This is a genomic window from Streptomyces sp. NPDC060198 (assembly GCF_042728415.1).
Classification (GTDB): Bacteria; Actinomycetota; Actinomycetes; order Streptomycetales; family Streptomycetaceae; genus Streptomyces.
On the sequence record NZ_JBHWZJ010000021.1, the window covers coordinates 17108 to 41189 of the forward strand.

Here is a 24082-nt window from a genome sequence, read left to right on the forward strand (position 1 = left end):
GTCTCTGCCTGGCGGGTGCCGTGGTGTGCGGCGAGCGCCTGGCTCTGCCGCTGGAAGCCGCGGGCATGGTCAACGGCCCCCGGTTGGATTGCGCATACCCGGGGGCCGTTGAGGGAGGGGCGCAGGGTCAGGCCACGACGCTCATGCCTTCGCGGAGCTTGCGCAGGATGCGGTTCAGCAGCCGGGAGACGTGCATCTGGGAGATGCCGAGCTCCGCGCCGATCTGGGCCTGCGTCATCTCGGCACCGAAGCGCATCCGGACGATGAGACGCTCCCGTTCGTCGAGCTGCTCCAGCTGCGGGGCCAGGGCGTGGAGGTTCTCGAAGGTCTCCATCGCCGTGTCCCAGTCGCCGAGCACCTCGGCATGGCCGCGCTGTTGGCGCCCGTCGTCGCCGCCGGAGGGCGGTACGTCGAGCGAGCCGGCCGAGTACCCGTTGGAGGCAACGAGCCCTTCGATGACCTCTTCCTCGCTCAGGTCGAGGTGGGCGGCGAGCTCCTTGACCGTCGGGTCCCGGTCGAGCCTGACGGAGAGCGTCTCCTTGGCCTTGGCGAGCTCGACCCGCAGCTCCTGCAGGCGCCGGGGCACGTGGACGGACCAGCTGGTGTCGCGGAAGAACCGCTTGATCTCGCCCACGATGTACGGGATCGCGAAGGTGGTGAACTCGACTTCGCGTGACAGGTCGAAGCGGTCGATGGCCTTGATCAGGCCGATCGTGCCGACCTGGATGATGTCTTCGGTATCGTCCCCGGCCCGGTTGCGGAAGCGCTGCGCGGCGTAACGGACGAGGGAGAGGTTCATCTCGATGAGCGTGTTGCGCGCGTACTGGTGGGTGGGGGTGCCTTCCTCCAGCGTCTGGAGGCGGTCGAAGAACGCCTTCGACAGGGACCGCGCATCCTGGGGAGCGATCTTCCCGGCATCCTCGACCCACGGCAGATCCTCCACCGCGGACCGTGTGCCCGCACCAGTCATGTCGCACGGCTCCGTGAGCACGTTGCGTTCCGCGGCGGTTCGCGCCGACACAGCCGTCATGGTGTCACCCTCCTTCTCGTGCACTTCTTCGCGCGGTCCTGTGCCCCGCTGCCCGCAGGCCATTCCTGCTTCTTTGAACAAACTTCTGATGTGGCGTCATCGATCTGGCCGGACGTGAGCCGAAGGGACCGTGTGTCAGCACCCGCGCGCGGCCCCGACCCCCAAGTTCACGCGCGCCGGCCAGTCCTCCATCCGTGGGCGCCCAGCGGTGGAGACCGTCACCGGCTCGCGCAGGGTCGGCGCCCGCTGGTGCCCGGCTGCCCGCGGCAGATCAGCCGGCGCCGGCAGGGCCGGCGGTGGGGTGGGTGCGCCGGTGTTCGGCGTTGATGCGCTGTGCTTCTTCGAGCTGGTCTTCGAGGATGATGATGCGGCAGGCGGCGTCGATGGGGGTGCCGTGGTCGACGAGTTCGCGGGCTCGGGCGGCGATGCGCAGCTGGTAACGGGAGTAGCGGCGGTGTCCGCCGGCGGAGCGCAGTGGGGTGATGAGGCGGGCTTCGCCGAGGGCGCGGAGGAAGCTCTGGGTGGTGCCGAGCATGTCGGCGGCCCGGCCCATGGTGTAGGCGGGGTAGTCGTCGTCGTGGAGACGGTCGTACGAGTCCTCTGCGGTCATTCGCACCTCTTCCTGGAGCGCGTGGAGGGGCCCTGGTGCCTGTGGCACCAGGGCCCCGAAGGAACTACACCATCTGCCGGCCCTGGTTCTGCGCCGGCCTTCTGTGTCCGCCGTCCCGACCTGAGCCGTGTCGGGGGTGCGGGGATCGCGGTTGCTCGACCGGAGACCACCTCACTATCGATGTCCTGCGGTACCCGGACCCTGTTGTCGCGTCCGGGCGATCCTGATGGCGCTCGGCTCCTCCGTTCTTCCCTCGGTGATCAACTACCTACCAGTGGGGACTGGGAACTGCTGGTACTGCCTTTCTGCGTACTGCTGGTGATGCGTACTGCTGGTGATGCGAATTGCTCGGCGGCCTGGACCCGGCGCCGCCCTTCGGCAGCCGGCCCCGTCGCCGGTCCTGCGTCTGCTCCGGCTCAAAACCCCACTGCCGAACCACCCGGTGCGCGCGTCCGCAGCCGACGCCTTCACCGAGGTACCGCTCACTCCACTTCGCTGCTGGGTACTGCCCTTGCGTGAACCGCGGTACTGCTCGTGGCGGCCCCTGATCACTGCGGGCCACCCGGTCCGGTCGTCAGCCACGTCGCCGTCCTGCACCGCTCTGGCTTCGCGACTCCACCGCCGGACCGTCCTGCGCACTGCAACTGCATGTACTGCTCACGGCAGTTCGTGTCTGCCGGGCCTTGCTTTCTCTCTGGGCTACGACAGAAACCATAACCACACCACCGTCCAATGTCTACTCTCGCCATGACAGATTTTCGCCCGTTCGATGATGAGGTATTCGGCGTCGAACAGTGATGGGTGCGGCTGGCCCCTCACCTCGGTGAAGCGGACGGGGCCGGGCTGTCCAGGCCGCTGGTGGACACCCGTACCGGCACGGGCGGCGATCGCGCTCCCTGCGCGTCACGGCGGAGAACTGGTCGGAGTCGTACGCGTACGACAGCCGGAAACGAGACCAGCGCCGCCTTGCCGGACGCCACCGCGCGCACCGAGGGCCGGGCCGAGCGCCGCTACGGGGGCGCCCGGGTGCTGATGGCCGGGCGATCCGGCTGGGCGTGACGCGCGACGAGGTACTCGCCGCCGCGCCCGAGGCCTGGGGCGAGCCCCGGGGGACTACGACCTCCTGAAATACGCACCGCGTGGGCATGGTCGGTTCGGTTGTTGCGCGCGGCGCCAGGAGGTCGACGGATCGCGTGCGGTGTGCCGACCGGGTCACGCCACATGTCGGTGGGTGCGACGCGCATCGGCACGCGCGGTCGGTGGATGCCGAGTTGAGCTACCGAGCTGCAATTGATGGGATGAATGTGGAATCTAGGTATGAATTCGAAGGTAAATTCTCCTGTCGACCTGCGATGCAATAGGACACTCTCGGGCAGGTGGACAAAATGTCTCCCATGGCTTTACATACATCCCATCTCTGTTGTGGCCTCACCCGGCCTTGGCCCAGGAACTCTCCCGCTCCGGGACGAGCGCGAGGACACCCGCACGATGCTCCTAACCGCCTGCGCGGCCGCCGCCGTCGGCCGCTCCGCGCCCTTGCCGGTCAGCAGCCGGGTCTGCGGCACCGGCAGCTTGACGGCGAGTGACGCGACGGGTTCCGGCTTCGCGCACCGGGCGACGGCAGGCCGACCCGTCGGGGCCGCCACGGCGGAGTCCGCGTTCGGTGGCCGCTCTCCGGCGGAGGCCGCCGCGACCCTCGCCGACACCCCGTCGTTCTCCATCAACCCACCACTGTTCCCGTCCTGGAGGAATCCGTGCTTCTGACCGAACTGCTGCACCCCGGCATGCTGGAAGCCCTGGCCGGCGCCGGACACGGTGCCCGCGTGCTGCTCACCGACGGGCACTACCCGGCGAGCACGGCCGTCGGGCCGCGCGCCCGAATCGTGCACCTCAACGTCGCGCCCGGCCTCCTCGACGTACCTCCGGTGCTCGACGTGCTGTTGCGGACCATTCCCGTCGAATCGGCCCAAGTGATGGTGCCGCCGAAGGGGGAACCCGAGCCGGCTGCCATCGCCGACTACCGCGCCCGGCTCGGCGAGGTGCCGGTGGAGTCGCTCGACCGGTTCGCCTTCTACGACGCGGCCCGTTCCCCGGACGTGGCGCTGGCGATCGTCACCGCGGACACCCGTACGTACGCCAACCTGCTGCTGACCGTCGGCGTCCGGGCGGAGGGGACCCTGGCAGCGCGATGACCCGAGCCGTCCGCCGTGCGGCCGTCCGCACGGCGGACGGCACAGGGCGCGCTCGCGCGGTGCCTGCCGTCGCTCGGTAGGCTGGCAGGCTTCCGGCGCACGACTCCTGGGGCTCGGCCCCTCGGAGTCGGCCGGGACGACCTCATCGACGGCCACACGGCAAGGCTTTTGACTGTGATCTCCTCAACGCGTACGGCGTCCATCCTCCGCGGCAGCGGGACCGGTGCGGTGATCGCGGTTGCAGCGCTCCTCGTGCCGGCCACGGGGTGCGACTCCGGTGCCGACGAACCGGCCGGTGCCTTTGCGAGTGCCGCGAGCCGCCCGGTCGACGACACCGACATCACCGCCGTGCCGGGCGAGCGATTCACGCTCACCGTCGACCAGAACCCGTCCACCCGCGAGTACTGGTACCTGGTCGGCCCTGCCCCCGACAACTCGGTGCTGGTCAGTCGCGGCCAGGACTACGCGTCGGCCTCCGGCGACGGGTCGGAGGCCGGTTCGGGCGGCCGGCTCACCTTCACCTTCGAGGCCAAGGGCGAGGGGACCACCCGGTTCACGCTGCTGCACTGCACGTTCGCCACGTGCCGGGGCAACACCGCCACGCTGCCGCCCGCAGCGATCACACCCCCCGCGACCGCGTCCCCCTCTCCCTCCCCGGTTGGCGAGCGCGTCACCTACGTCGTCACCGTCGGCTGAACCGCGGCGGGCCGGTCGTCCGGGCGAGGCGTCCTGGGCCGGAATCGCCGCACTGCCCGGGCGAGGCGTCCCGGGCCGGAGTCGCCGCACTGCCCGGGCGAGGCGTCCCGGGCCGGAGTCGCCGCACTGCCCGGGCGGGGAGACCGCGGGTTCACGGCGTGCGGGCCCTGATCCGTTGAACTGGCGTACGCCCGTGTACGCGTCGTGGACCGCGACGGCCCGGCGGGTGTGGTTCCAGGTGCCGTTGCTCCTGAACTTTCGTCGTGGGACCGCGGCGGACGGCTGCTTCGACCGCGCCGTTCCGTCGTCGTGGAGGGTGGCGGCTTCCGCCGCGCCACGGCGGAGCCGTACCTGCGCGGAGGCGACGCGGGGCAGCCACCCCGGCGGTCTCATGGGTGCCGTCCGCTCCGGGTGTGCCGGGCCCCGGGGACGGTCCGCCCCGTGCGGGGAGTGCGCCGCTGGGGCGCACGGTTCCGTTCTCCCGAAGGACGCTCGCAAGATACGGAGGCGCTACCTCCGGCAATGGAGGTGAATTTTCCCGCTGTCCGAAAATGATCGGTGGGGAGTCCAGAGTGTGAGGTCCCGGCCGGCAGGTGGCCGAAGGCGGACTGGCCCCGTCCGTATGGCTGTTGGTCCGGGCGGCACACGGGAGACAGTGCATTCTCCACATGGCGGTCAGGGCCTCCCGGTCCGCCACCGAAGGGCCGGAAAGGGCTGATCGCGAACAATTGGGTGCCTGCATTTTTCCGCCAGGTTTCGCGGGATGACCATGAAAGCTACACAGAGCCATCACTATTGGTGCGACAGATGCGTGACGACCGGCTTCTGAGGGGGCGCCGGCGTCGCACCAGGGGGTGCGTCTGCTCCACAGGTATGCCTGGAGCCGTACCCACCCCTGCCCGGGGAGGGGAACAACCGCATGAAGCGGACCATCCGCACGGCCGCGCTCACGGCCTGTGCGCTCATTGCCGCGCTCGGCCTGCCGGCCGGAGTGGCTCAAGCCGACACGGCCACGCCCCGAATAGACCTGAGGGTGCTCGTGGTCACCGACGGGGGCCCGGCGACCGGAGCCGTCGAGGCCGAACTCGACGGCGAGGGAATCCCTTACACCGAGGTCGACCTGAATTCCGCGTCCAGGCAGACCATCGACGCCTCGTTCCTTTCGGACACGGTGGACGGCCGCCCCAGGGCCAAGTTCCAGGCGGTCGTGCTGCCCAACGACAACCCGTTCGCCACGGGTTCGGCGGAGATGGCCGCGCTGGCCGCCTACGAGCAGGCCTACGCGATTCCCCAGGTGGACGCCTACACCTACGCCCGCCCCGAGGTCGGTCTGCAGTACTACGTCTACGGCGGCTACGCCGGCAGCCTCGACGGTGTCACCGCCGGTGTGACCGACGCGGGCAGCGGCGGCCCGTTCGGCTACCTCGACGGATCGGTCCCCTTCGAGGACAACGACGCCTCGGTGAGCGAGAGTTACGGCTACCTCGCGGTTCCCGCCGTGGGCGCGGACTTCACCACGTACGTCGACGCTCCCGTGCCCGGCACGACCGGCCGGGCCTCCCTGGTGGGCGAGTACCGGCACGACGGACGGCGCGAACTGGTCGTCGGCTTCGTCTACAACCAGTACCAGCAGCAGTTCAAGCTGCTGGCCCGTGGCATCGTCGACTGGATGACGGACGGCATCCACCTCGGGGCGTCCCGCAACTACCTCGCGGTCCACGTCGACGACATCTTCGCCGCCGACGACCGCTGGAACAGCACGTACGACTGCACGCCCGGCGACATCGACTGCACGGACCCCGGTGCCACCGGGTCGACGATCCGCATGACCTCCGCGGACGTGGCCTACGCCAAGTCCTGGCAGGACACCAACGACTTCACCCTCGACCTCGCCTACAACGCCCTCGGCAGCGAGGACTTCAAGGAAGAACACGACGGCTCCGATCCGCTGCTCACCTCCCTGGTCGCCGACAAGGACGACTTCCGGTGGATCAACCACACCTACTCGCACGAGTTCCTCGGCTGCGTGCAGAACACCACCGTCGTCCCCTGGGTGTGCGCGACCAACCCGGACGGCTCCACCCAATGGGTCTCCCAGGCACAGATCTCCAGCGAGATCTCGACCAACGCCGCCTGGGGCCAGGCGAAGGGCCTGCCCATCGACAGCACCGAGCTGATCACCGGTGAGCACTCCGGGTTCTTCGTCACCCCGCAGCAGCCCGTCGACAACCCGAACCTCGCCCCGGCCTTCACGGCCAACGGCATCCAGTGGGCCGGTTCCGACAACTCCCGCGACCCGCAACAGCGCCAGGTCGGCTCCGCGCTCACCGTGCCCCGCTACCCGCTGAACATCTACTACAACGCGGGCACGAAGGCCGACCAGGTCGACGAGTACAACTACATCTACGGCAGCCGGGCCCAGGGCGGCAGCGGCATCTGCGACGACAACCCCGCCACCACCACCTGCCTGGCCGCCCCGCTCTCCACCACCACCGGGTTCGACGACTACATCGTGCCGCTGGAGAGCCGCCAGGCCCTCGGCCACGTCCTGGGCAACGACCCCCGGCCGCACTACGTGCACCAGTCCAACCTGGCCGAGGACCGCTTGCTCTACCCCGTCCTGACCTCCGTGATCTCCCAGTACCGGGCGCTCTACGCCGACACCGCCCCGGTGGTGAACCTGCGACAGAGGGACATCGGCGCCGAACTCCAGCGCCGCGCCGCCTGGAAGAGCGCCCTCTCCGCAGGCACGGTGACCGCGTACCGCATCGGCTCCGAGGTGACCGTCCAGGCGCCCGCGGGCACTCAGGTCACCGCGACCGTGCCGGCCGGCACCACCCTCGGCGGCTCCGAGTACGGGACGGCCTACGCCGGCGAACGGTCCGGCTGGACGGCCTCCACGGGCTCGGCACTCGCCCTGACCCTGCCCGCCCCGGCCGTCTCGCCGGCCGGAACACCCGCCTCGGCCGACTCGGTGGAAACCACCTCCACCGCGCCAGGGACCAGGATTCCCGCGGGTCTCACCGACTGAGGGCTGTCCCGCGATTCCTGGCGGGCGCGCGACGACGGTCACGGCACCTCGCCGCACTGTCGGAACGTCCGCACTCATCCTCGTGCGAGACACGTCCTTGGTCGCGCACGTCCCCCGCACACCGACCGGCGCGACCCGCCACCGGTCCTGGCCGAGCCCGTCGGCCAGGACCGGCTCGAACCCACCCCACACCTCGGCCGTGGAGCCCCATCGATGCACGTTCAACAGGGCGGGCGCCGAACCGGCGCGACGCACGTCACCCTGCTCACCGAAGGTACCTATCCGCACAGTCACGGCGGCGTCAGTGTCTGGTGCGACCAACTCGTCCAGGGCATGCCCGACATCGACTTCGACGTCATAGCCGTCACCGGCACCGGACGCGAACCGACGGTGTGGGACCTGCCCGCCCAGGTGTCGCGGGTCACCTCCGTCCCGATGTGGGGGGACCCGCCGGAGGGGCGGGCCCCGCGCGGGCGCGCCCGGGCCCGGCTCGGCGAGGCGTGGGAGCGGTTCCTGACCGCACTCGTCGACCCGTCCGCCGAAAGCGGCTTCGCGCCCGCCCTCTACACCATGGCGCGGGCCGCGTCCGCCGGCATGCTCAGCCCGTTCCTGCGCGGCGACACCGCCATCGGCGTCCTGACGTCGGTGTGGAACCGGCCCGGGCTCGCCATCCGAGAGTCCGAACCGAGCCTGCACGACGCCCTGACCGCCGTATCGCTCCTGGAACACGCGCTGCGCCCGCTGTCCGCGAAGCCCCCCGAGCACGGGGTGGCCCACGCGGTCAGCGGCGGGGTGGCGGTCCTGCCCGGCCTCGCCGCCCTCGAACGGCACGGCGTCCCGCTGCTGCTGACCGAACACGGCGTCTATCTGCGCGAGCGCTACCTCGGCTACCGCACCGCCCCCTACCGCTGGCCGGTGAAGGCGGTCGTGCTGGGCTTCTTCCGGCTGCTCGCCGAGGAGACCTACCGGCAGGCCTCCCTCGTCACCCCCGGCAACCGGTACAACCGGCTGTGGGAGGAGGAGGGCGGCGCCGCCCCCGAGTCCATCCGTACCGTCTACAACGGGGTCGACCCGGCCGCGTTCCCGATGGCCGGACCGGAACCGCTGCGGCCCACGCTGAGCTGGGCCGGGCGCGTCGACCCGATCAAGGACCTGGAGACGCTGATCCGGGCGTTCGCGCTGGTCCGCGAGAAGATGCCGGACGCCCGCCTGCGGATGTTCGGCGGCACCCCGCGCGGCGGCGAGGCGTACCGGGAACGGTGCGAGGCACTGGCCGCCGAACTCGGCCACGGAGACGCGGTGGTGTTCGAGGGCCGCGTCGACGACATCAAGGACGCCTACGCGGCCGGGAACGTCGTCATGCTCTCCAGCATCAGCGAGGGCTTCCCGTTCACCCTGATCGAGGCCATGTCCTGCGGGCGGGCGACCGTCTCCACGGACGTGGGCGGAGTACGGGAGGCGGTCGGCGACACCGGACTCGTGGTGCCGCCGCGCGACCCTGGCGCGATGGCCGCCGCCGCCCTGGAACTGCTCGGCGACGCCGGCCGGCGCCGCACGATGGGGGAAGCGGCCCGACTGCGGGTCGTCGAACAGTTCACCCTGCGGCAGACCGTCGACACCTTCCGCGCCATCTACCTGGAACTGCCGGCCCTCGGCCCGCGTCACCAGGCCGACCCGCGGGGCGCCGACGGGACCGCCGTACCCGCCGAGGCCGCGCCCCGGCCGAAGGGCGCCGGGGGCGCCCACCGCCGCACCACGACGGGCACCCGCTCCGCCGTTTCCGCCGGACCGAGGAGCATGGCCGGATGAGCGGGCCGATATCCCTCGAACCCCGCGGCCCCGAGCAGGAGACGCTGGCCATGCGGCTGGCCGACACCCGCCGGAGCGTCCGCAAGGTGTCGGACGACCACACGGTCCTCCTCGACACCCGCCGGATCGCCCGGCGCGTGGCCGCGGACCACACGATGGCTCTGCGGATCCCTCGCTTCCACCCCGACGAGGAGGCCGTCAGCATGCTGGCCGCCGACCTCGCGGACCGGGTCGGGCCCGCCGTCCACCCCTACGAGGTCGCGGCCCTGCTGGAGTCCGAGGGGCTGACCGCCTCGCTGATCCAGGAGCGCTACGGCCACCCCAACCTGTTCTCGCTGGCGACCGCGCTGTACGAGCGGGTGCCCCGCACGTTCCCGGAGCCGGCGCTGCCGGCCGACCCGTGGCGTCCCGACACCCTGCGGTGTCTGCTGCGCGGTGCGTTGTTCGCCCTGCCCGGTCTGGCGTTCCTGCTGACCGCGCCGCTGTGGAACGCCGGGGGTCACACCCGGGCCCTGGTCGTCGCGGGCCTGTTCTCCTGGGCCTGGGGACAGGCACTGGGACACCGGGCGCATCTGCGGATGGCGGTCGGCCGCCGGGAAGCGGGCCGCACCCTCCTGCTCGGCGCACCGCTGGGGGCCGCTCTGGCAACGGCCGCGGCCGGAGTTCCGGACGGCTTCGGCCCGGTGACGCTGGTGGCGGCGGCGCAGTCGGTGTACCTCGCCGCGGCCGGCGTGCTGCTGGTGCTGGGCCGGGAGCGGCTGCTGCTGGCCGCGCTGAGCCCGCTGATCGCGGGTGCGGCCGTACTGCCCTGGTGGGAGCCGGGGAAGGAACTGCGGGCGGGGCTGCCGCTGTTGGCGCTGCTGGCCACCCTGGTGGTCTGCTCAGTGGCCCTGGGCGCCTGCCTGCGCACACCGCCGGCCACCGGGCGCCGCCCGAAACTGGTGTGGTCGCTGCCGTACGGCCTGTTCGGTCTCGCGGCGGGCACGCTGGTGCTGCTGGAGGGCAAGGTCAACGCCTACGCGGTGATCGTGCTGACGCTGAGCATGGGTCCGGCGGAATGGCTGCTGTACCGCTACCGGGGCATGTCGGTGGCGGCGCTGCGCGCCACGGCCACGCCCGCCGGGTTCCTGCTGCGTTCCACCGGCGTACTCGCCCTGTGCCTGCTCATCTACCTGGGCCCGCTCTTCCCGGCCGCGCTCCTCAGCCACGCGGATCCGGCCACCCTGCTCACCCTCGCGGCCACGCTGTGGACCGCCCTCCTGCTCCAGGCGTTCGGCGCGGCCTGGCCCGCCGCGACGATCTGCCTCCTCGCGGCCGGCACCTCGGCGCTCGTCCACCGCCTCGGACTGCCACCCGGCCCGGCGATCCTGCCGCTGAGCTGTTGTGCGGCCGCGCTCCTGCTGATCGTGTGCGCGCTGCGCATGCTAGGCCGCCCGTCGCCCCACGCCTGACGGCCCACCACCGCACCGCCGCCCGGGCCGGGCCCGGGTGGCGACGGTATGGACACACCCGCTCCCGCGCCCCGGCGACCGGTCCCCGCCGTGCACCGCCACCACCGCACTCCGACCCAGACACCGGAAGGAACATCCAGTTGACCTCCGCACCGCTCGCCGCCGTCACCGGGGCCGAAGGATTCATCGGCTCCCACCTCACCGAGGCCCTGGTCGCCCGGGGGTACCGGGTGAGGGCCATGGCCCAGTACAACTCCTTCTCCTCCTTCGGCTGGCTGGAGACCCTCTCCGCGGACGTGCTCGACCAGGTCGAGATCGTTCTCGGTGACGTCCGAGACCCCGGTTCGGTGCGCGGCCTGCTGGAAGGCGCCGACCTCGCCTTCCACCTCGCGGCGCTGATCGCGATCCCGTACTCCTACCAGGCGCCGCACAGCTACGTGGACACCAACGTCACCGGCACACTCAACGTGCTGGAGGCGGTTCGCGCCCTCGGCACGCCCCGGCTGGTGCACACCTCCACCAGCGAGACGTACGGCACCGCGCAGACCGTGCCGATCAGCGAGGACCACCCGATCAACACCCAGTCCCCGTACGCCGCTTCCAAGGCGGGCGGCGACCGGCTCGCGGACAGCTACCACGCGAGCTTCGACACCCCCGTGGTGACGCTGCGCCCGTTCAACACCTTCGGCCCGCGCCAGTCGATGCGCGCGGTCATCCCCACCGTGATCGGCCAGGTCGCCGCCGGCGAGACCACCATCACGCTGGGCGACCTGCGTCCCACCCGCGACTTCACCTTCGTCAAGGACACCGCGCAGGCGTTCCTCGCGGTGGGCACCGCGCCCGCGGAGAAGGTCGTCGGCCGCACCCTGAACGCCGGTACCGGCGGGGAGATCTCCGTCGGCGACCTGGTCGGCCTGATCGGCAAGGTGATGGACGCCCCGCTCGACGTCCGGGAGGACACCGCCCGCATCCGGCCGGTCAACTCCGAGGTGATGCGCCTGGTCGCCGACGCGAGCCGGCTCACGGAGGCCACCGGCTGGACACCCGCGCACACCCTGGAAGAAGGGCTCGCGCAGACCGTCGAGTTCTTCCGCGAACCGGCCAACCTCGCCCGCTACAAGACCGGCATCTACAACATCTGACCCGCTGTCCCGTCCCACGTCCCACGTCCGACAATGAGGGGGAACACCATGCATGTCGTCATCCTGGCCGGTGGCAAGGGCGTCCGGCTGCGGCCCTACACGACCGCCCTGCCCAAGCCGCTGGTACCCATAGGCGATCAGCACACGATCCTGGAGATCGTGCTGCGTCAGCTCGCCAACTCCGGATTCACCTCCTGCACGCTCGCCATCGGCCATCTCGGCGAGATCATCCGCGCCTACGTCGGCGACGGCTCCCAGTGGGGCCTGCGGATCGACTACGCGACCGAGGAGAGCCCGCTGGGCACCATGGGCCCGCTGCTCACCATGCGCGACCGGCTGCCCGAGACGTTCCTGGTGATGAACGGCGACGTCCTGACCGACCTGGACTTCGGGGAGGTGCTCGCCACCCACCGTTCCGCCGGCGCCCCGCTGACCATCGCCACCTACGCCCGCAAGGTGAACATCGACTTCGGTGTGCTCACCACGGACGACAGCAGGGTCGTCGCCTTCACCGAGAAGCCCAGCATGGACTACCGGGTCTCGATGGGCGTGTACGGCCTGTCCCTGTCGACGCTCGACAGCTACACCGCCGGCCTGCCGCTGGGCTTCGACGAGCTCGTCCTCGACCTGCTGAAGGCCGGGAACCCGCCGCACGCCTACGAGTTCGACGGATACTGGCTGGACATCGGCCGCCCCGACGACTACGACCGGGCCAACGCCGAGTTCACCAGCCGCAAGCAGCTTCTGCTCAAGGGAGCCTGACCCCCCTCATGCGCATTCTCGTCCTGGGCTCCACCGGTTTCCTGGGCGGCCATGTCGTCGACCACCTCCGCACCCTCCCGGGTGTGCGGGTGTTCGGCGCGGGCCGCTCCGAAGCCGCGGAGTTCGATCTCGACCTGGCCGGCGACAGCGTCAAGCGGCTGGCGAAGACCTTGGAAGCGGCGGCACCGGACGTCGTGATCAACTGCGCGGGCGCCACCGGCGGTGATCCGGTCACCCTCGCGGAGGTCAACTCCCGGGGCGCCGCCGCCCTGTGCGCGGCGATGGGGCTCGCCGCCCCGGTCGCCCGGCTGATCCACCTCGGGTCGGCCGCGGAGTACGGCCCCGGCGTTCCGGACGCCCCCGTGACCGAGTCCGCCCCCACCTGCCCGCTCTCCCCGTACGGTGCCACCAAGCTCGCGGCCACCCTCACCGTGATCGCCTCGGGACTCGACGCGGTGGTACTCCGGGTGGGAAACCCGGTGGGCGCCCGTGCCCCGCTGGCCGGACTCCCCGGCCGGATCGCCGCCCTGCTGCGGGCGGCCTCGGACGACCGCGGCGCGGTGCTGCCGCTGGGTGACCTGTCGGCGTACCGCGACTTCGTGGACGCCCGGGACGTGGCACGGGCCGCCGGACTCGCGGTGACCGCCGAGGGGCCCCTGCCGCCGGTGCTGAACATCGGTGGCGGACAGGCCGTGCCGGTACGGCGGCTGGTGCACCGTCTGGCCGAACTGGCCGGTTTCCGTGGGCGGATCGAGGAGAGCTCCGACGGCTCCGCGCGCTCGGCGGCGGTGTCCTGGCAGTGCTCCGACATCTCCCTGGCCGGCTCGGCTCTCGGCTGGCGGCCCGTCCACTCGCTCGACGCGTCACTGGCCGACCTGTGGGCGGCCACCGCGCCGCACGGCGTGAGCACGCAGGGCAAAGAGGGCGACAGCGCGCCGTGAGCCTCCTCGTCCCGCTGTACGTGCACCCCGCCGAGGACCCGGGTGCCTGGCACCGGCTGATCACCGCCGCAGACCTGACCTACGGCGTGGTGCTCAATCCGGCGAGCGGGCCCGGGACCGCGCCGGACCCCGCGTTCGCGGCCGCCGCCGAGGCGCTGCGCGCGGCGGGCGCGCTGCTGCTCGGGTACGTCGACACCGACTACGGCACCCGCGACCCGGACCTGGTCCTCGCCGAGTTCAGGCTCCATCGCGAGTGGTACGGAGTGGACGGCTGCTTCCTGGACCAGGTGACCTCCACCTCGGTGGACCTGCCGGCATGCCGCCGCCTGGTGCGCCGGGTCAGGCGGGCGGGGGCGCGGGCGGTGGTGCTGAACCCGGGGGTCCAGCCGGCCCCCGGCTACACCCGGCTGGCCGATCTCACCGTGACCTTCGAGGGCCCTTGGTCGACGTACGTCTCGGCCTTCACCCGGCCGCCCAAGGCGGGGAAGCCGGGGAAGGAACCGGCCGACCGGCTCTGCCACCTGGTCTACGGGGTGCCGGAGGCGCTCGTACCCCTCGCGGTGCGCACCGCGGCCGAGCGGGGGGCGGCGGTGTGCGGGCCGGTGACGGGCGAACTGCCCAACCCCTGGGCCGCGTTGTCGCCCGCACTCACCGGGAAGGAACGATGAGGAACCCCATGACGACTTGGCGGGCGGCCCTCGTGGCGCTGCTGACTGCGGCGGCGCTCACGGCGTGCGCCGGTGCGGCGGACGAGGACAGGGCGGGAGGGGAGGGCGACCGGTCCGTCTCGCCGGGCGCGGACACGCGGGCCCCGCACGCCTCGCGGACGCCCACGACCTCCGCGACCCACCGTCCGTCACCCGCGCCCGCGTCCTCCGCCTCCCCGACGACCGGACCGGCCACCCCGTCCGCGTCAGCGAAGGGCGGCTCCACCCGCTCCACCGGCTGGTGGCGTCCCGAGCCGGGACTGGACTGGCAGTGGCAGCTCGACGGCCGGGCCGACCAGTCGGTGGACGTGCCCGTCTACGACATCGACGGTTTCGAGAACTCCGCCGCCGACGTGGCCCGCCTGCACCGGAGCGGCCGCAAGGCGATCTGCTACATCAACGTCGGCGCCTGGGAGGACTTCCGGCCCGACAAGGCCGCCTTCCCCGCCTCGGTCCTGGGCTCCGGCGACGACTGGGACGGCGAACGCTGGCTGGACGTCCGGCAGATCGAGGTGCTGAGGCCGATCATGGCCAAGCGGTTCGACATGTGCCGTGCCAAGGGGTTCGACGCGGTGGAACCGGACCTCGTCGAGGCGTACAACAACGACAGCGGTTTCGACATCACCGCCGCCGACCAGCTCGCGTACAACAGGATGATCGCGAAACTCGCCCACGAGCGTGGCATGGCCGTGGGCCTGAAGAACGACCTGCCGCAGATCCCCGCGCTGCTGAAGGACTTCGACTTCGCGGTCAACGAGGAGTGCGCCGAGTACGACGAGTGCGGCGAGCTGACGCCGTTCGTCGAGGCGGGCAAGGCGGTCTTCCACGTCGAGTACGAGGTGCCCGCCTCCGACTTCTGCGCGGACTCCCGCCGACTGGGCCTGTCGTCCATGGAGAAGAAGCTCGAACTGGGGGTGTGGCGGAAGGCCTGCTGACGTGTTCGCCCTCGGGTGCGGACCACGGCGAGGTAAATCGGTGGGCCGCTGCGGGGGAATCTGCCACGATCACCGAATGGGCGCATTGGACGCAGTGGCGGACCGGGTCGCTGCCGGGGCCACCGTGACGTTCCGGCCCAGCGGCACCTCCATGGTGCCGCTGATACGCCACCGGCAGCAGGTGATCGTCGCTCCGGTCGACCCGTCGGCACTGGAGACCGGGGACATCGTCCTCGCCCGTGTCGCCGGGACGGTCCACCTGCACGTGGTGTCGTCCGTGGACCCCGCGAAGAGGCGGGTGCAGATCAGCAACAACCGGGGCCGCGTCAACGGCTGGACCGGCTACGCGCGCGTCTTCGGCATCTGTGTGGCCGTCGACGGTGTCGCCCGGAAAGGGGCCGTGGACAAGACGGTCGCGGCCGGCTCGAACGGCTCCTCCTGAACCTGACGCTCCAAGCCCGCGCTGCGGACCCCGGTGCGGCAGACCCCGGTGCGGCTGTCCGCCGGGGCGCGCCGCGGACTCGGGAATGCCCGCACGGGGCGGGGCGCCGACGAATCCGTGTACGGGAAACCAGTTGTGGCGATTCCGGGACATCCACCACGGGCGAATGCGGGCAGGCATGACGTCGACCATGGTTCCGGCGGCGATCAGCCGCAGGCCATCGAACAAGGCAAGGAGCGTTCTTTGATGCGTACCGACCAGAGGATCGGCGTCGTCCTCGCCGTCACCGTGCTGACGGGCGGGGCAGTGGGCGCGGGAGTCGTGCAGGCCTCAGCGGCGACGGGCCGCGCCGCCGCTCCCTCGGCCTGCCGCCCGGCCAACCACACGGCGACGATCGCCCCGTCGGACAGCTCCGCAGGTCACCGCCACTACCGCGTCACCCTGACCGCGCCGCGCGGGTACGAGCCGTGCGAGCTGGCCGGTTCGCCCACCGACGTGCGGTTCCTGGACCACGGTTCGGACAGCGGCATCACGGCGGGCACCTACGGCGACCAGGCCGGTGCGGTGACCTTCGGGCCCGGGCACCCGGTGCACTTCGACCTCCAGGTCCCGAACACCGGTCCGGTCACGTCCGTGGACGAGGCGTCGTTCACGCTCCAGGCTCCGGGCGGCGAGATCCCCGGCGCGTCCTTCGCGGAAGGGGCGTTCACGGTGGCCGACGGCACCCTCGTCGGACCGGTCCAGCAAGGCGCCTGACCTTCTTCCGTACACCGGTGGCGCTCTGCGGGCGAGCCCTTGGAACGCCACCGGCCGTGAGCCGGTTCATGTCGGTGTCACCCCCGGCGGTCCTTCACCGATCGCGCCGTGCGGGATGATCGGCCCATGAGCGAGATCGTCTTGATGTCGGATCCGACCGTCACCGCGATACCCGTCGCGGAGTGCGGGGAGCCCCTCGTGGACGTCCGTGAGGACGGCCGACTGCTGGTCGACACCCGCAAGCAGGACCCGGCGGACGCCTTCGCCCACCTGCGCGCAGGGGTGCTCCGGCGGCTGACGGAGGCGCAGGCGCTGCTCCCGCGGGGCCTGCGGCTGCTGTTCGTCGAGGGATACCGGCCACCCGCCCTCCAGCGCGCGTACTTCGAGGGGTACGCCGACAGGCTGAGGGCCGTCCACACCGACTGGTGCGCCGACCGGATCCATTCGGCCGCCAGCAGGTACGTGTCCCCGCCCGACATCGCCCCGCACAGCGCCGGCGCGGCCGTCGACCTGACCCTGGTCGACGCCGACGGCCGGGAACTGGACATGGGCACCCGGATGAACGCGGACCCCGAGGAGAGCGACGGCGCCTGCTACACCCATGCCCCCGGCATCGGCGCGGAGGCCCGCGCCCACAGGGACCTGCTGGGTTCCGCGCTCACCGCCGCCGGGCTGGTGAACTACCCCACCGAGTGGTGTTCCCAGTCAAGTTCTTGTGTTCAAGAATAGGAGGTCCTTCGAAGGGCCCCCAGGATGTGACTGGCGGAGCAGAGAGTTCAATCGGCGGCCAGAGCTTACAGCCGGGGTATCAGATCCAACATGACAGCGAGCGGCAGCGAAGGATTGGCGGCCGCCGCCTCCACCACCCGCCAGTCGGCGTCGGTGAGTAGTTCTTCGATGATCGGCGGCGGAAGTGCCGCATGGCTGGCGGCTATAGGCCTCGCCTGTGCGTCTGCCAGGCAGGCGAGCAGGGCCGGTGCCGACGCATCGCGGTGCCGGGCGATCTCGCGGAACGCCTTCTGCACCGATGGTTCGCGCCGGGCAAGGTCCTCCAGAAGTGCCGGAGTCGCGTCCGGATTGGCGGCCACCTTAGCGACAACCCGGACTCCGTGCCGGTCGAGCATGGTGCGCAGTTGGCCTTCCGAGAGGCCCGGGTGTGGAGCGATGGACTTGACCACTTTTGCGTCGGCGTCGGCGGCCAGCGCGTCGCGTACAGCGAGTGGCAGATCGCGGCGCTGGGCTATGAGCATCCGCGCGGCAGGGTTCGGTGATTCGGCCAGCTTCTCGACCTCGTCGGGGGATGCCGAGGCGATCCGCGGCAGTAGAGTGGCGCCGATCCTGGTAGCGCTGGCCAGGTAGGTCAGCACGTCGAGTGGTACGAGTGGGTTGTGGGCGAGCCTACGCCGCACTTCGTGGTCACGATCGGCTGCCAGCGCGCGGATCAGGGCGTCGTCGATCGCCGGATTCTCGGCGAGATCGGCTCGAACTCCGGGATTCGAATCCACGGCGAGCCGAGCGCAGACCTCCGATGGCAGATCGGGGCGGCCGGCGAGTGCCCGGCGCAACAGCAGCGAAGGGTGGCCGACGAAGCCGACAACGGCTTCGACAGGTGTGACCGGATTCCGAATCGCCATCTGCTGCGTCTCGTGCCTGGTGGACTCGTGGGAGCCGTTGCAGGAGGTGCCGGACGGCAGATCGCAGTCGAGTCGCGAGCATTGAGGATCGTGCACGAACGGCGTCTCTTCACGGTCGCAGACCAGGCACCGCTGTGCGGGTGGCAACCCCTCGCCGGTGAGTAGCGCCGCCAGTACGGCGGGTGGCGTCGCCTCGTTGGCTGCCACCGCGCGACGGACCTCGGCATGGGGATGCGCCGCAAGTCTGGTGGCCGTCTCCGGTGCCGCCCACAACGCGAGCTCCGCGACGACCTGTACGTCCGAGTCGGTGGCCAGCATCTCCACCACATCGAGCGGAAGGCCGGAGCAGGCGGCCAGCTTCTCCCGGCGCTCGACGACTGGATCTTTTGCGAGGCGGCGCGCCCACTCCGGGCGTCCGGCACACTCGGCAAGCAGGGCGAGCGCGACGTCCGGTTGCGTCGCGGGATCAACGTCTGCGGCGGTCAGCAGACCTGCGTACGCAAGCGACACAGCACTTTCCTCGACACGAGAGGCCAGCACCACCGCCTGCGCGTGGCTGAGGTCGGCCCGATGAGCGAGGTCTGCAGCGATCTCGGCATCCGCGACCGCGATCAGCCGGTCGACCAGCTCGGACGGCAGGCTTACGTTGGCGGCAAGCCCGCACAGAACATGGTTCACAGAGGCATCCTGCCTGGAACGCCAGCGAATGGCTCCTGGATTTCGATGCCCAGGTGCTACCGGTAGAGAAGTGGCCCGGACCTGCGGTCGGCGGTGCCCGTCTGGTCATTCTCCCTTCGGACGGAGGGGTACGACATTGGCTGGTGCCTCCGCCGAGCTCTCGATCAGATTGTGGCCCTGGCGAGTGAGGACGGCGTTGGCGAGTGCGAGCTGAGTGACTTGGTGCCGGAGCGCCGTGATTTCGGCTTCTGTGCGGCAACGGTTTCCTTCAGGTCGGACACCGTCTTGCGGAGCCGCTTTTCCGATTCCGGGGGTTGCTTCGTCTCAATGCGGACGCGTTCGTAGAACTCGTGCTTCAGGTCCGCATGGCGCTTTTGGATGGCCATGCGGTGAACACCGGCCTCGGCCGCGAGAGCGACGACGGTCATTGCGCCGTCGGAGACTGTAGGCCGGCCAGTGAGGAGCCGGTTGATGGCAGCGCGAATACGTGCGCGCACGTCAGTGGATTGCTCGGTCATGTCAGAGCCTCGGCGGGGTGAGCGGTGGCGTGGTGAGTGTCGGCGGTATCGCGATGCTGTTCCGCGGCGGCGCGGAGGCGCCCGGCCAGCGGCTGAGGGGCGTGCGCCGCGAGTTGGTTGAGGCGGTTGGTCTCTTCCACGAGTTCGTTCGCGTGACTGTCGAGGCGGACGGCGTTGCCGCAGCCGGGGCGGCAGTCGAACTGGTTCGGGGCGGTTGCGTCGGGGCCTGGTTCGCAAAGCGCGTTGTCGCGCTTGAAGACGCAGATCAGGGAAGCGTCGGGGTTGTCGAAGAGGACCAGGCCGTCGCGGGCCAGGTAGTCGGCGGCCTGTCTGGCGAACTTCTGAGTGACGGTACGGCCCTCGAACCGTGGCGCCTGGACGGCGGCGGTGAGCGCCCGTCGGGCGGCGGGTCCGGAGATCTTCTCGCCGGCGGCGAGGCGGTCCCGCAGCCGCGCGGCGGTGTCAGCGGCAGCCAGGGCGGTCTCGACGTCGAGGACGCTGTGGATGCCGCGGCGGCTTCGGCTGCCATAGCCGCTGGAGGTACGGGCGTCGAGGACGGTACGCATGTGGCCGTACTGGATCGCGAGCGCGACGAGCCCGCCAGGTCTGCGGGCGATGTGCCATGCCAGGGTCCGACGGAACCGCCCGAGCCCGATGGCGCCGTGAGGATCTTCGGGAACGCCCTGGTCCGGTAGCCCTTGGGATTCTGCTTCCCGGTTGATCCACGCGACGAAGCTCTCGATCCGCTGGTTCATACCGGCGTTCTTCAAGGCGCCGCTGAACTGGCGGCCACGGACAAAGTCGTGATGGGCGGAACTGAAGAGCAGCTCGCTCTCGGGGACGGTGCGTTCAAGGACTCGGATCGCACGGACGACCGGGGTGATGGCGACCCAGGGGACATCCCGTTCTTCACCGGCCGAGACGTGCCGGCCGTCGGCGTCGGTGACGTTCTTGTAGTGGTGACTGCGGATGAGATGGCGGCCGCCGTCTTCGGGGTCGGGGCAGCAGCCGAACCGCAGACCTTGTACTTCCTGCGGCCGCATGCCGGTCAGGTAGAGGCAGACGATCATCGCGGCGGTGGACAGGTGCCGCATCAGGATCGGGGCCTCACCGGAGATGAAATCGGCGAACACCTTTAGCCTGTTCCAGGCGGCTGTGGCGCTGTAGTGGCTGGTCCACTTCGTCTGCTGGGCAGCGAATACCACTGCCAGGGAGCGCTTCATCGGCTCAGGGACTGGCAGGCCGGAGAAGACGAAGTCCTTCCCGTGGCCAGCTTTGTTGACGATGGCGACCACCAGGCCGTTTGCGGCAAGCGGTGGCTCCGTCGTGAAGTCGGTCGGCGGCAGGACCGCCCGACGCCCGCGGCGGCTCATCGGCCGGCCACCGGCAGCCGGTCGACGATGACGTCAATGTCCTGGATCCCGGCTGACTCCTTCGCGAGCCGAGCGAACACGCCGTCGATGTTCTCGACCTCGCGGTCGGGCCCGTCGGCCTCGGCCGTCGCCAGGATCGATTCGAGCTGTAGATGTGCAACCGGAGCCAGGTAATGACGCTTGGTCGTCTCGACGTCCGCGTGCCCGAGGAGGGTCTTGACCAGCCACCAAGGATCACCGAACAGCATCGCGAAATCCCGGCGATCCGCTGCGGTCAATCCGAAGCGGGCGGCCTCCATCAGCTGGTTCAGCACGATGAGCATGTAGAGCGCGAAGGAGTGTCGGGTGGAATGCGGGGGCGCATACGGGGTCCGGCCCCGGACTTCTGCGGCTCGCAGGTTCCGGCCCACTTCCCGCTCCGCGGGGGTCAACAGAGCCTCTTCACAGCGCAGGTTCGCCGTGGTGAACACCGTGTTCCAACGGTCCGGAAGCATCGGCAAGCCCTGCTCGGTCAGCCACAGCCAGGCAGGCTCCGGCCCCTCCGGTCCCTCGATGAACAGCAACTGCCGCTCCCGCCAACCCAGATGAGTCAAGTACTGATGGCCCTCGACACCATCCCGATCGACCCAGAAGACCCGTGGCGCTCGGCCGCGAGTCACCTTTGTGACCAGACGCATCTGCGCGACCCGCTCGTAACGGCCCATCTGCTGCGCGCGCTTCACCGCCCAAGCGCGCTCCGACTGCACGTAGGTCTCGACCTGCCCCAGGGCGTCCAGCGAGGTGTAGAAGGTACGACCGTTCTTCGATCGGGTCACCGCCCCGGCGAGCTGGCCGTGCTGGAAGCGCCCGTGCTGCAACCGCTGAGCGGGCAGCTCGAACGTCAACAGCGACCCGCCTTCCTGCCGTCGGAGCCCCGAGCTCAAGGTGAACTGGACGAACGAGGTGTTGCGGGCCTCGGTCCGCGCATCCCATCCCCAAGTCGGTACCCCGTCGCGGCCGTGACCGCGCAGGCCGACGTCCGACCACAAGCTCTACGTACGCGGTGTCAGCCACGACACCCGGGCACTGACCGAGTCAGCCGCACGGTCCTCCCGCCGGGACGCGTCCACTGGCCGCGGGCTCACTCTTGCCCACTTGGACAGGCGGGTTAAGGCGGCGGCCTCACGGTTCCATTTCGACCCGCTCATTCGCTCCGGATTCTGCGGAGCATCACAGCGCCAGGTCCTGTAGTTCAGCAGGTCCTGCTCGGAGGCCCGGCGCCAGTCGATCCCGCGCGACGACAGCAACGTCAGGAGGATCCGAATGTCCGTGGCGTAGTTTCGCTTCGTCTCCCGCGCAAGGAAGCGGAAGTGCTTCGAGAGAACGAACTCCAACAGGTCGGAGTCGATGGTGAAATCTGGAGCGATGAAGACAGGATTACCCGGCATCAAACCGATCCGCTCGACCGCCGCGGGCACCCACACCACATGCCACTCACTCATACCTCCCCCTCCTTGATGCTTGAACACATCTCATCATCAGGGAAGTGGTGGCACTGGTCCTTCGGCGACCGGTACTGGGCACTGATCACGGGGGCGGCCTCGGCCGTGTACGGCCCGAAGGAGCCGGCCCGGACGGCCTGACGGACGCGTGGCCAGGAAGCCCGGTCGAGCAACCGGCCGTGGACACGCAAGTGACGGGGCCGCGCGGCCGAGCGGGGCCCTGAGGCATACCGACGAGGGAGAGACCTTTCCGATGCCCGTACCGACCGCACGGACCCTGCGTTCCGAACGCACCGGCTCCGCGTCCGCCGTGGGCGCGAACATGCCGCCTTTCACGTCCTCGCTCGTCAAAGCGGTGTTCAGGGACGTCACCCCGCTGCACGTCTCGCGGCCGGCCGCCCTCGCTGCCGCGGCGGTGACACGGACCGTCCTGACGGACCTGGTCGACGGCGCGCTGCGAGCGGCGGGGGAGGAGGCCCGGAAGAAGCTGCTTCCCGAGGACCTGGTGACAGCCATCGACCGGGACGTCGAACTGGAGGTGGGAGGTGCCTGGTACCACCACAGTCCTACGTTCAAAGGGCTGACCGGCGTCGTTCACGATGCCAGGGGTGCCGTCGTGAACGCCTCCGGGCGCAGCAGGTCGCGCAAGCACAGCGCTGTCGTGGGTGCCCACAGGTTCGAGGCCGCGATCAGGAGGCTGCTGCGCGACCGGGGCACCGCTGCCGTTCCGGCGATGGTCCGTGACCTGGACGGGCTCGCGAGCGTGTTCCTGACGGACCTTGCGCGGGACGCCGCCATGGTCGTCCGGGAGGGCGGGCTCAGACGGTTCGGCACGGTCACCTTGATACCGCCGGGCGAACCGGCCGAGCCGCGCCCGTCCGTACCGGAGTCCCTCCCGGCCCCGTCCACCCGTACGGGAGACGGACGGACCATCGGCAGGGACGACGTCCTGGCCGCCACCATGATCCAGTTGTTCGGTGGCGTCAGGCAGCGATCCCTCGCCGCGGCGCTCGAAGCGACAGGGCCCGGTGCGGGCGGCTGAGCGGGGCCACCGGGATCGCCGCCGGACGTGGTCACCGAGCGGCGCGACGACGGATCGCCTTGTCGGTGCCGCTGTTTAGGGTGAACCCGACGATCCATTCAGGGGTGAGGGGCGAACGCGTGGGCGACGGGATTCGGTGGCTGGTCGATCTGGAGCACTGGATGTCCAGCGTGGTGTTCGCGCGAGGGATATCGGCGCGGGAACTGGCGGTGCGGATGGGGGGCGAACGGGACGGCGGGACGGAGCCGATCACCGACGCCGAAGCCTGGGAACTCGGCGAGTGGTACCGGCCGGGCGAGGACGGCGACGGTGTCGTACGGGTCGGCGAGCATGGCGGCTGGTCGTTCGCCCTGGAGTACGGGGACTCGACGGGCGGGGACCTGCTGGCCGAGATCTCCCGTGAGGGCGCCGAAGCCGTCCACTACGTGCCGATGATGGAACACCCGCCGGCCACGGTCCACTACGCCCGGGACGGCGTGCAACTCTGTGGATTCGGGCTGGGCGAGGAGATCTGGCGCTGGGGACGGGAGCCCGACCTGCTGCTCGCCGACCTCGTGAGCGGGTCCGTGCTCCAGCCCGACGGGAAGACGTGCGTCGCACCCGAACGGGAGCACTACGCCGTCACCTACCGGCGCACCCTCGGCGTCGTCGAGCGGCGGTTCGGACTCTCACTTCCTCCGGTCTACCTCAAGGAGGCCCGCCTGCCGGCGTACGCGGTACGTGGCACCCCGGACATGCGTGTCCGGCTACTCGGGGGGTGACCGCCGAGTCCGGAGAGCCGCCGAAGCCCTCGGCCGGGGCCGTGCCCGGGCCCCGGCGGGGCGTGGGCCGGGCCGCCGGGTGCGCACACCG

The 24082-nt window shown here is 70.6% G+C and carries 22 protein-coding genes and 2 pseudogenes; 17 read left to right on the plus strand and 7 right to left on the minus strand.

Annotated features, from left to right (window positions below):
- Positions 1 to 127: 127 nt before the first annotated feature.
- Positions 128 to 970, minus strand: coding sequence for an RNA polymerase sigma factor SigF (locus ACFWEP_RS05275; RefSeq protein WP_387365901.1), 843 nt, complete (start codon positions 968 to 970; stop codon positions 128 to 130).
- Positions 971 to 1301: 331 nt separating this feature from the next.
- Positions 1302 to 1640: a MerR family transcriptional regulator gene (locus ACFWEP_RS05280; protein ID WP_387365839.1), complete on the minus strand. Its 339-nt coding sequence runs from the start codon at positions 1638 to 1640 to the stop codon at positions 1302 to 1304.
- Between the two features lie 1488 nt (positions 1641 to 3128).
- Between ACFWEP_RS05280 and ACFWEP_RS05285 the strand changes: the two genes are divergently transcribed.
- The 14 genes from ACFWEP_RS05285 (at position 3129) to ACFWEP_RS05350 (ending at position 17233) form a co-directional block, all read left to right on the plus strand.
- Complete coding sequence (locus ACFWEP_RS05285) at positions 3129 to 3404, plus strand: hypothetical protein (RefSeq protein ID WP_387365842.1); 276 nt, start codon at positions 3129 to 3131, stop codon at positions 3402 to 3404.
- Positions 3395 to 3832 carry an RbsD/FucU domain-containing protein gene (locus tag ACFWEP_RS05290; RefSeq protein WP_387365845.1) on the plus strand — a complete coding sequence of 146 codons (438 nt, stop codon included), beginning with the start codon at positions 3395 to 3397 and terminating at the stop codon, positions 3830 to 3832. The genes ACFWEP_RS05285 and ACFWEP_RS05290 overlap by 10 nt, the downstream gene beginning before the upstream one ends.
- 174 nt (positions 3833 to 4006) lie before the next feature.
- Complete coding sequence (locus ACFWEP_RS05295; RefSeq protein ID WP_387365848.1) at positions 4007 to 4528, plus strand: protease inhibitor I42 family protein; 522 nt, start codon at positions 4007 to 4009, stop codon at positions 4526 to 4528.
- A gap of 919 nt (positions 4529 to 5447) precedes the next feature.
- Positions 5448 to 7559 carry a hypothetical protein gene (locus ACFWEP_RS05300; RefSeq protein ID WP_387365851.1) on the plus strand — a complete coding sequence of 704 codons (2112 nt, stop codon included), beginning with the start codon at positions 5448 to 5450 and terminating at the stop codon, positions 7557 to 7559.
- Positions 7560 to 7772: 213 nt separating this feature from the next.
- Complete coding sequence (gene pelF / locus ACFWEP_RS05305) at positions 7773 to 9368, plus strand: GT4 family glycosyltransferase PelF (protein WP_387365854.1); 1596 nt, start codon at positions 7773 to 7775, stop codon at positions 9366 to 9368.
- Positions 9365 to 10819 carry a hypothetical protein gene (locus ACFWEP_RS05310; RefSeq protein WP_387365857.1) on the plus strand — a complete coding sequence of 485 codons (1455 nt, stop codon included), beginning with the start codon at positions 9365 to 9367 and terminating at the stop codon, positions 10817 to 10819. The genes pelF and ACFWEP_RS05310 overlap by 4 nt, the downstream gene beginning before the upstream one ends.
- 140 nt (positions 10820 to 10959) lie before the next feature.
- Positions 10960 to 11961: a GDP-mannose 4,6-dehydratase gene (locus ACFWEP_RS05315; protein WP_387365860.1), complete on the plus strand. Its 1002-nt coding sequence runs from the start codon at positions 10960 to 10962 to the stop codon at positions 11959 to 11961.
- 48 nt (positions 11962 to 12009) lie between these two features.
- Positions 12010 to 12723, plus strand: a complete 714-nt coding sequence (locus tag ACFWEP_RS05320) for an NDP-sugar synthase (protein WP_387365863.1) — start codon at positions 12010 to 12012, stop codon at positions 12721 to 12723.
- A gap of 8 nt (positions 12724 to 12731) precedes the next feature.
- A complete protein-coding gene (locus ACFWEP_RS05325; RefSeq protein ID WP_387365866.1) occupies positions 12732 to 13664 on the plus strand; it encodes an NAD-dependent epimerase/dehydratase family protein in 933 nt (310 codons plus the stop codon).
- Positions 13661 to 14332 (plus strand): spherulation-specific family 4 protein, encoded by a 672-nt coding sequence (locus ACFWEP_RS05330; protein WP_387365869.1) that lies wholly within the window; start codon positions 13661 to 13663, stop codon positions 14330 to 14332. Before ACFWEP_RS05325 ends, ACFWEP_RS05330 begins: the two co-directional genes overlap by 4 nt.
- 8 nt (positions 14333 to 14340) lie before the next feature.
- On the plus strand, positions 14341 to 15306 hold the full coding sequence (locus tag ACFWEP_RS05335) for an endo alpha-1,4 polygalactosaminidase (RefSeq protein WP_387365872.1): 966 nt from the start codon (positions 14341 to 14343) through the stop codon (positions 15304 to 15306).
- A 76-nt stretch (positions 15307 to 15382) separates the two neighbouring features.
- The gene (locus ACFWEP_RS05340) at positions 15383 to 15748 is read left to right on the plus strand and encodes a S26 family signal peptidase (protein WP_387365875.1); all 366 of its coding nucleotides are present in this window, start codon (positions 15383 to 15385) and stop codon (positions 15746 to 15748) included.
- 246 nt (positions 15749 to 15994) lie between these two features.
- Positions 15995 to 16504 (plus strand): DUF4232 domain-containing protein, encoded by a 510-nt coding sequence (locus tag ACFWEP_RS05345; protein WP_387365878.1) that lies wholly within the window; start codon positions 15995 to 15997, stop codon positions 16502 to 16504.
- Positions 16505 to 16630: 126 nt separating this feature from the next.
- Positions 16631 to 17233, plus strand: coding sequence for a M15 family metallopeptidase (locus tag ACFWEP_RS05350; protein WP_387365881.1), 603 nt, complete (start codon positions 16631 to 16633; stop codon positions 17231 to 17233).
- Positions 17234 to 17298: 65 nt separating this feature from the next.
- Here the strand turns inward: ACFWEP_RS05350 and ACFWEP_RS05355 are convergent, their stop codons facing one another.
- The 5 genes and pseudogenes from ACFWEP_RS05355 to ACFWEP_RS05375 form a co-directional block, all read right to left on the minus strand.
- On the minus strand, positions 17299 to 18816 hold the full coding sequence (locus ACFWEP_RS05355) for a hypothetical protein (protein WP_387365883.1): 1518 nt from the start codon (positions 18814 to 18816) through the stop codon (positions 17299 to 17301).
- A 164-nt stretch (positions 18817 to 18980) separates the two neighbouring features.
- Positions 18981 to 19334: a hypothetical protein gene (locus ACFWEP_RS05360; RefSeq protein ID WP_387365886.1), complete on the minus strand. Its 354-nt coding sequence runs from the start codon at positions 19332 to 19334 to the stop codon at positions 18981 to 18983.
- A pseudogene (locus ACFWEP_RS05365) lies at positions 19331 to 20443 on the minus strand (integrase); the annotation flags it as partial. The gene ACFWEP_RS05360 and the pseudogene ACFWEP_RS05365, both read right to left, overlap by 4 nt.
- A 260-nt stretch (positions 20444 to 20703) precedes the next feature.
- Positions 20704 to 21591 carry a hypothetical protein gene (locus ACFWEP_RS05370; RefSeq protein ID WP_387365889.1) on the minus strand — a complete coding sequence of 296 codons (888 nt, stop codon included), beginning with the start codon at positions 21589 to 21591 and terminating at the stop codon, positions 20704 to 20706.
- A gap of 147 nt (positions 21592 to 21738) precedes the next feature.
- A complete protein-coding gene (locus ACFWEP_RS05375; RefSeq protein WP_387365892.1) occupies positions 21739 to 22188 on the minus strand; it encodes a site-specific integrase in 450 nt (149 codons plus the stop codon).
- Positions 22189 to 22230: 42 nt separating this feature from the next.
- On the opposite strand from ACFWEP_RS05375, the pseudogene ACFWEP_RS05380 reads away from it, so the two are divergent.
- From ACFWEP_RS05380 to ACFWEP_RS05390, 3 genes and pseudogenes are all read left to right on the plus strand, one after another.
- Positions 22231 to 22329 (plus strand): annotated as a pseudogene (locus tag ACFWEP_RS05380) (dipeptidase); the annotation flags it as partial.
- 112 nt (positions 22330 to 22441) lie between these two features.
- On the plus strand, positions 22442 to 23230 hold the full coding sequence (locus tag ACFWEP_RS05385) for a hypothetical protein (protein ID WP_387365895.1): 789 nt from the start codon (positions 22442 to 22444) through the stop codon (positions 23228 to 23230).
- A 119-nt stretch (positions 23231 to 23349) separates the two neighbouring features.
- Positions 23350 to 23991 carry a DUF6461 domain-containing protein gene (locus ACFWEP_RS05390; RefSeq protein WP_387365898.1) on the plus strand — a complete coding sequence of 214 codons (642 nt, stop codon included), beginning with the start codon at positions 23350 to 23352 and terminating at the stop codon, positions 23989 to 23991.
- Positions 23992 to 24082: the final 91 nt, after the last annotated feature.

What these genes read in the sequence shown, in the direction of transcription:
- ACFWEP_RS05275 (WP_387365901.1), bottom strand. Translation starts at nt 970, where the DNA reads ATGACTGGTGCGGGCACACGGTCCGCGGTGGAGGATCTGCCGTGGGTC.
- ACFWEP_RS05280 (WP_387365839.1), bottom strand. Translation starts at nt 1,640, where the DNA reads ATGACCGCAGAGGACTCGTACGACCGTCTCCACGACGACGACTACCCC.
- ACFWEP_RS05285 (WP_387365842.1), top strand. Translation starts at nt 3,129, where the DNA reads ATGCTCCTAACCGCCTGCGCGGCCGCCGCCGTCGGCCGCTCCGCGCCC.
- ACFWEP_RS05300 (WP_387365851.1), top strand. Translation starts at nt 5,448, where the DNA reads ATGAAGCGGACCATCCGCACGGCCGCGCTCACGGCCTGTGCGCTCATT.
- pelF (WP_387365854.1), top strand. Translation starts at nt 7,773, where the DNA reads ATGCACGTTCAACAGGGCGGGCGCCGAACCGGCGCGACGCACGTCACC.
- ACFWEP_RS05310 (WP_387365857.1), top strand. Translation starts at nt 9,365, where the DNA reads ATGAGCGGGCCGATATCCCTCGAACCCCGCGGCCCCGAGCAGGAGACG.
- ACFWEP_RS05320 (WP_387365863.1), top strand. Translation starts at nt 12,010, where the DNA reads ATGCATGTCGTCATCCTGGCCGGTGGCAAGGGCGTCCGGCTGCGGCCC.
- ACFWEP_RS05325 (WP_387365866.1), top strand. Translation starts at nt 12,732, where the DNA reads ATGCGCATTCTCGTCCTGGGCTCCACCGGTTTCCTGGGCGGCCATGTC.
- ACFWEP_RS05335 (WP_387365872.1), top strand. Translation starts at nt 14,341, where the DNA reads ATGACGACTTGGCGGGCGGCCCTCGTGGCGCTGCTGACTGCGGCGGCG.
- ACFWEP_RS05340 (WP_387365875.1), top strand. Translation starts at nt 15,383, where the DNA reads ATGGGCGCATTGGACGCAGTGGCGGACCGGGTCGCTGCCGGGGCCACC.
- ACFWEP_RS05345 (WP_387365878.1), top strand. Translation starts at nt 15,995, where the DNA reads ATGCGTACCGACCAGAGGATCGGCGTCGTCCTCGCCGTCACCGTGCTG.
- ACFWEP_RS05350 (WP_387365881.1), top strand. Translation starts at nt 16,631, where the DNA reads ATGAGCGAGATCGTCTTGATGTCGGATCCGACCGTCACCGCGATACCC.
- ACFWEP_RS05360 (WP_387365886.1), bottom strand. Translation starts at nt 19,334, where the DNA reads ATGACCGAGCAATCCACTGACGTGCGCGCACGTATTCGCGCTGCCATC.
- ACFWEP_RS05375 (WP_387365892.1), bottom strand. Translation starts at nt 22,188, where the DNA reads ATGAGTGAGTGGCATGTGGTGTGGGTGCCCGCGGCGGTCGAGCGGATC.
- ACFWEP_RS05385 (WP_387365895.1), top strand. Translation starts at nt 22,442, where the DNA reads ATGCCCGTACCGACCGCACGGACCCTGCGTTCCGAACGCACCGGCTCC.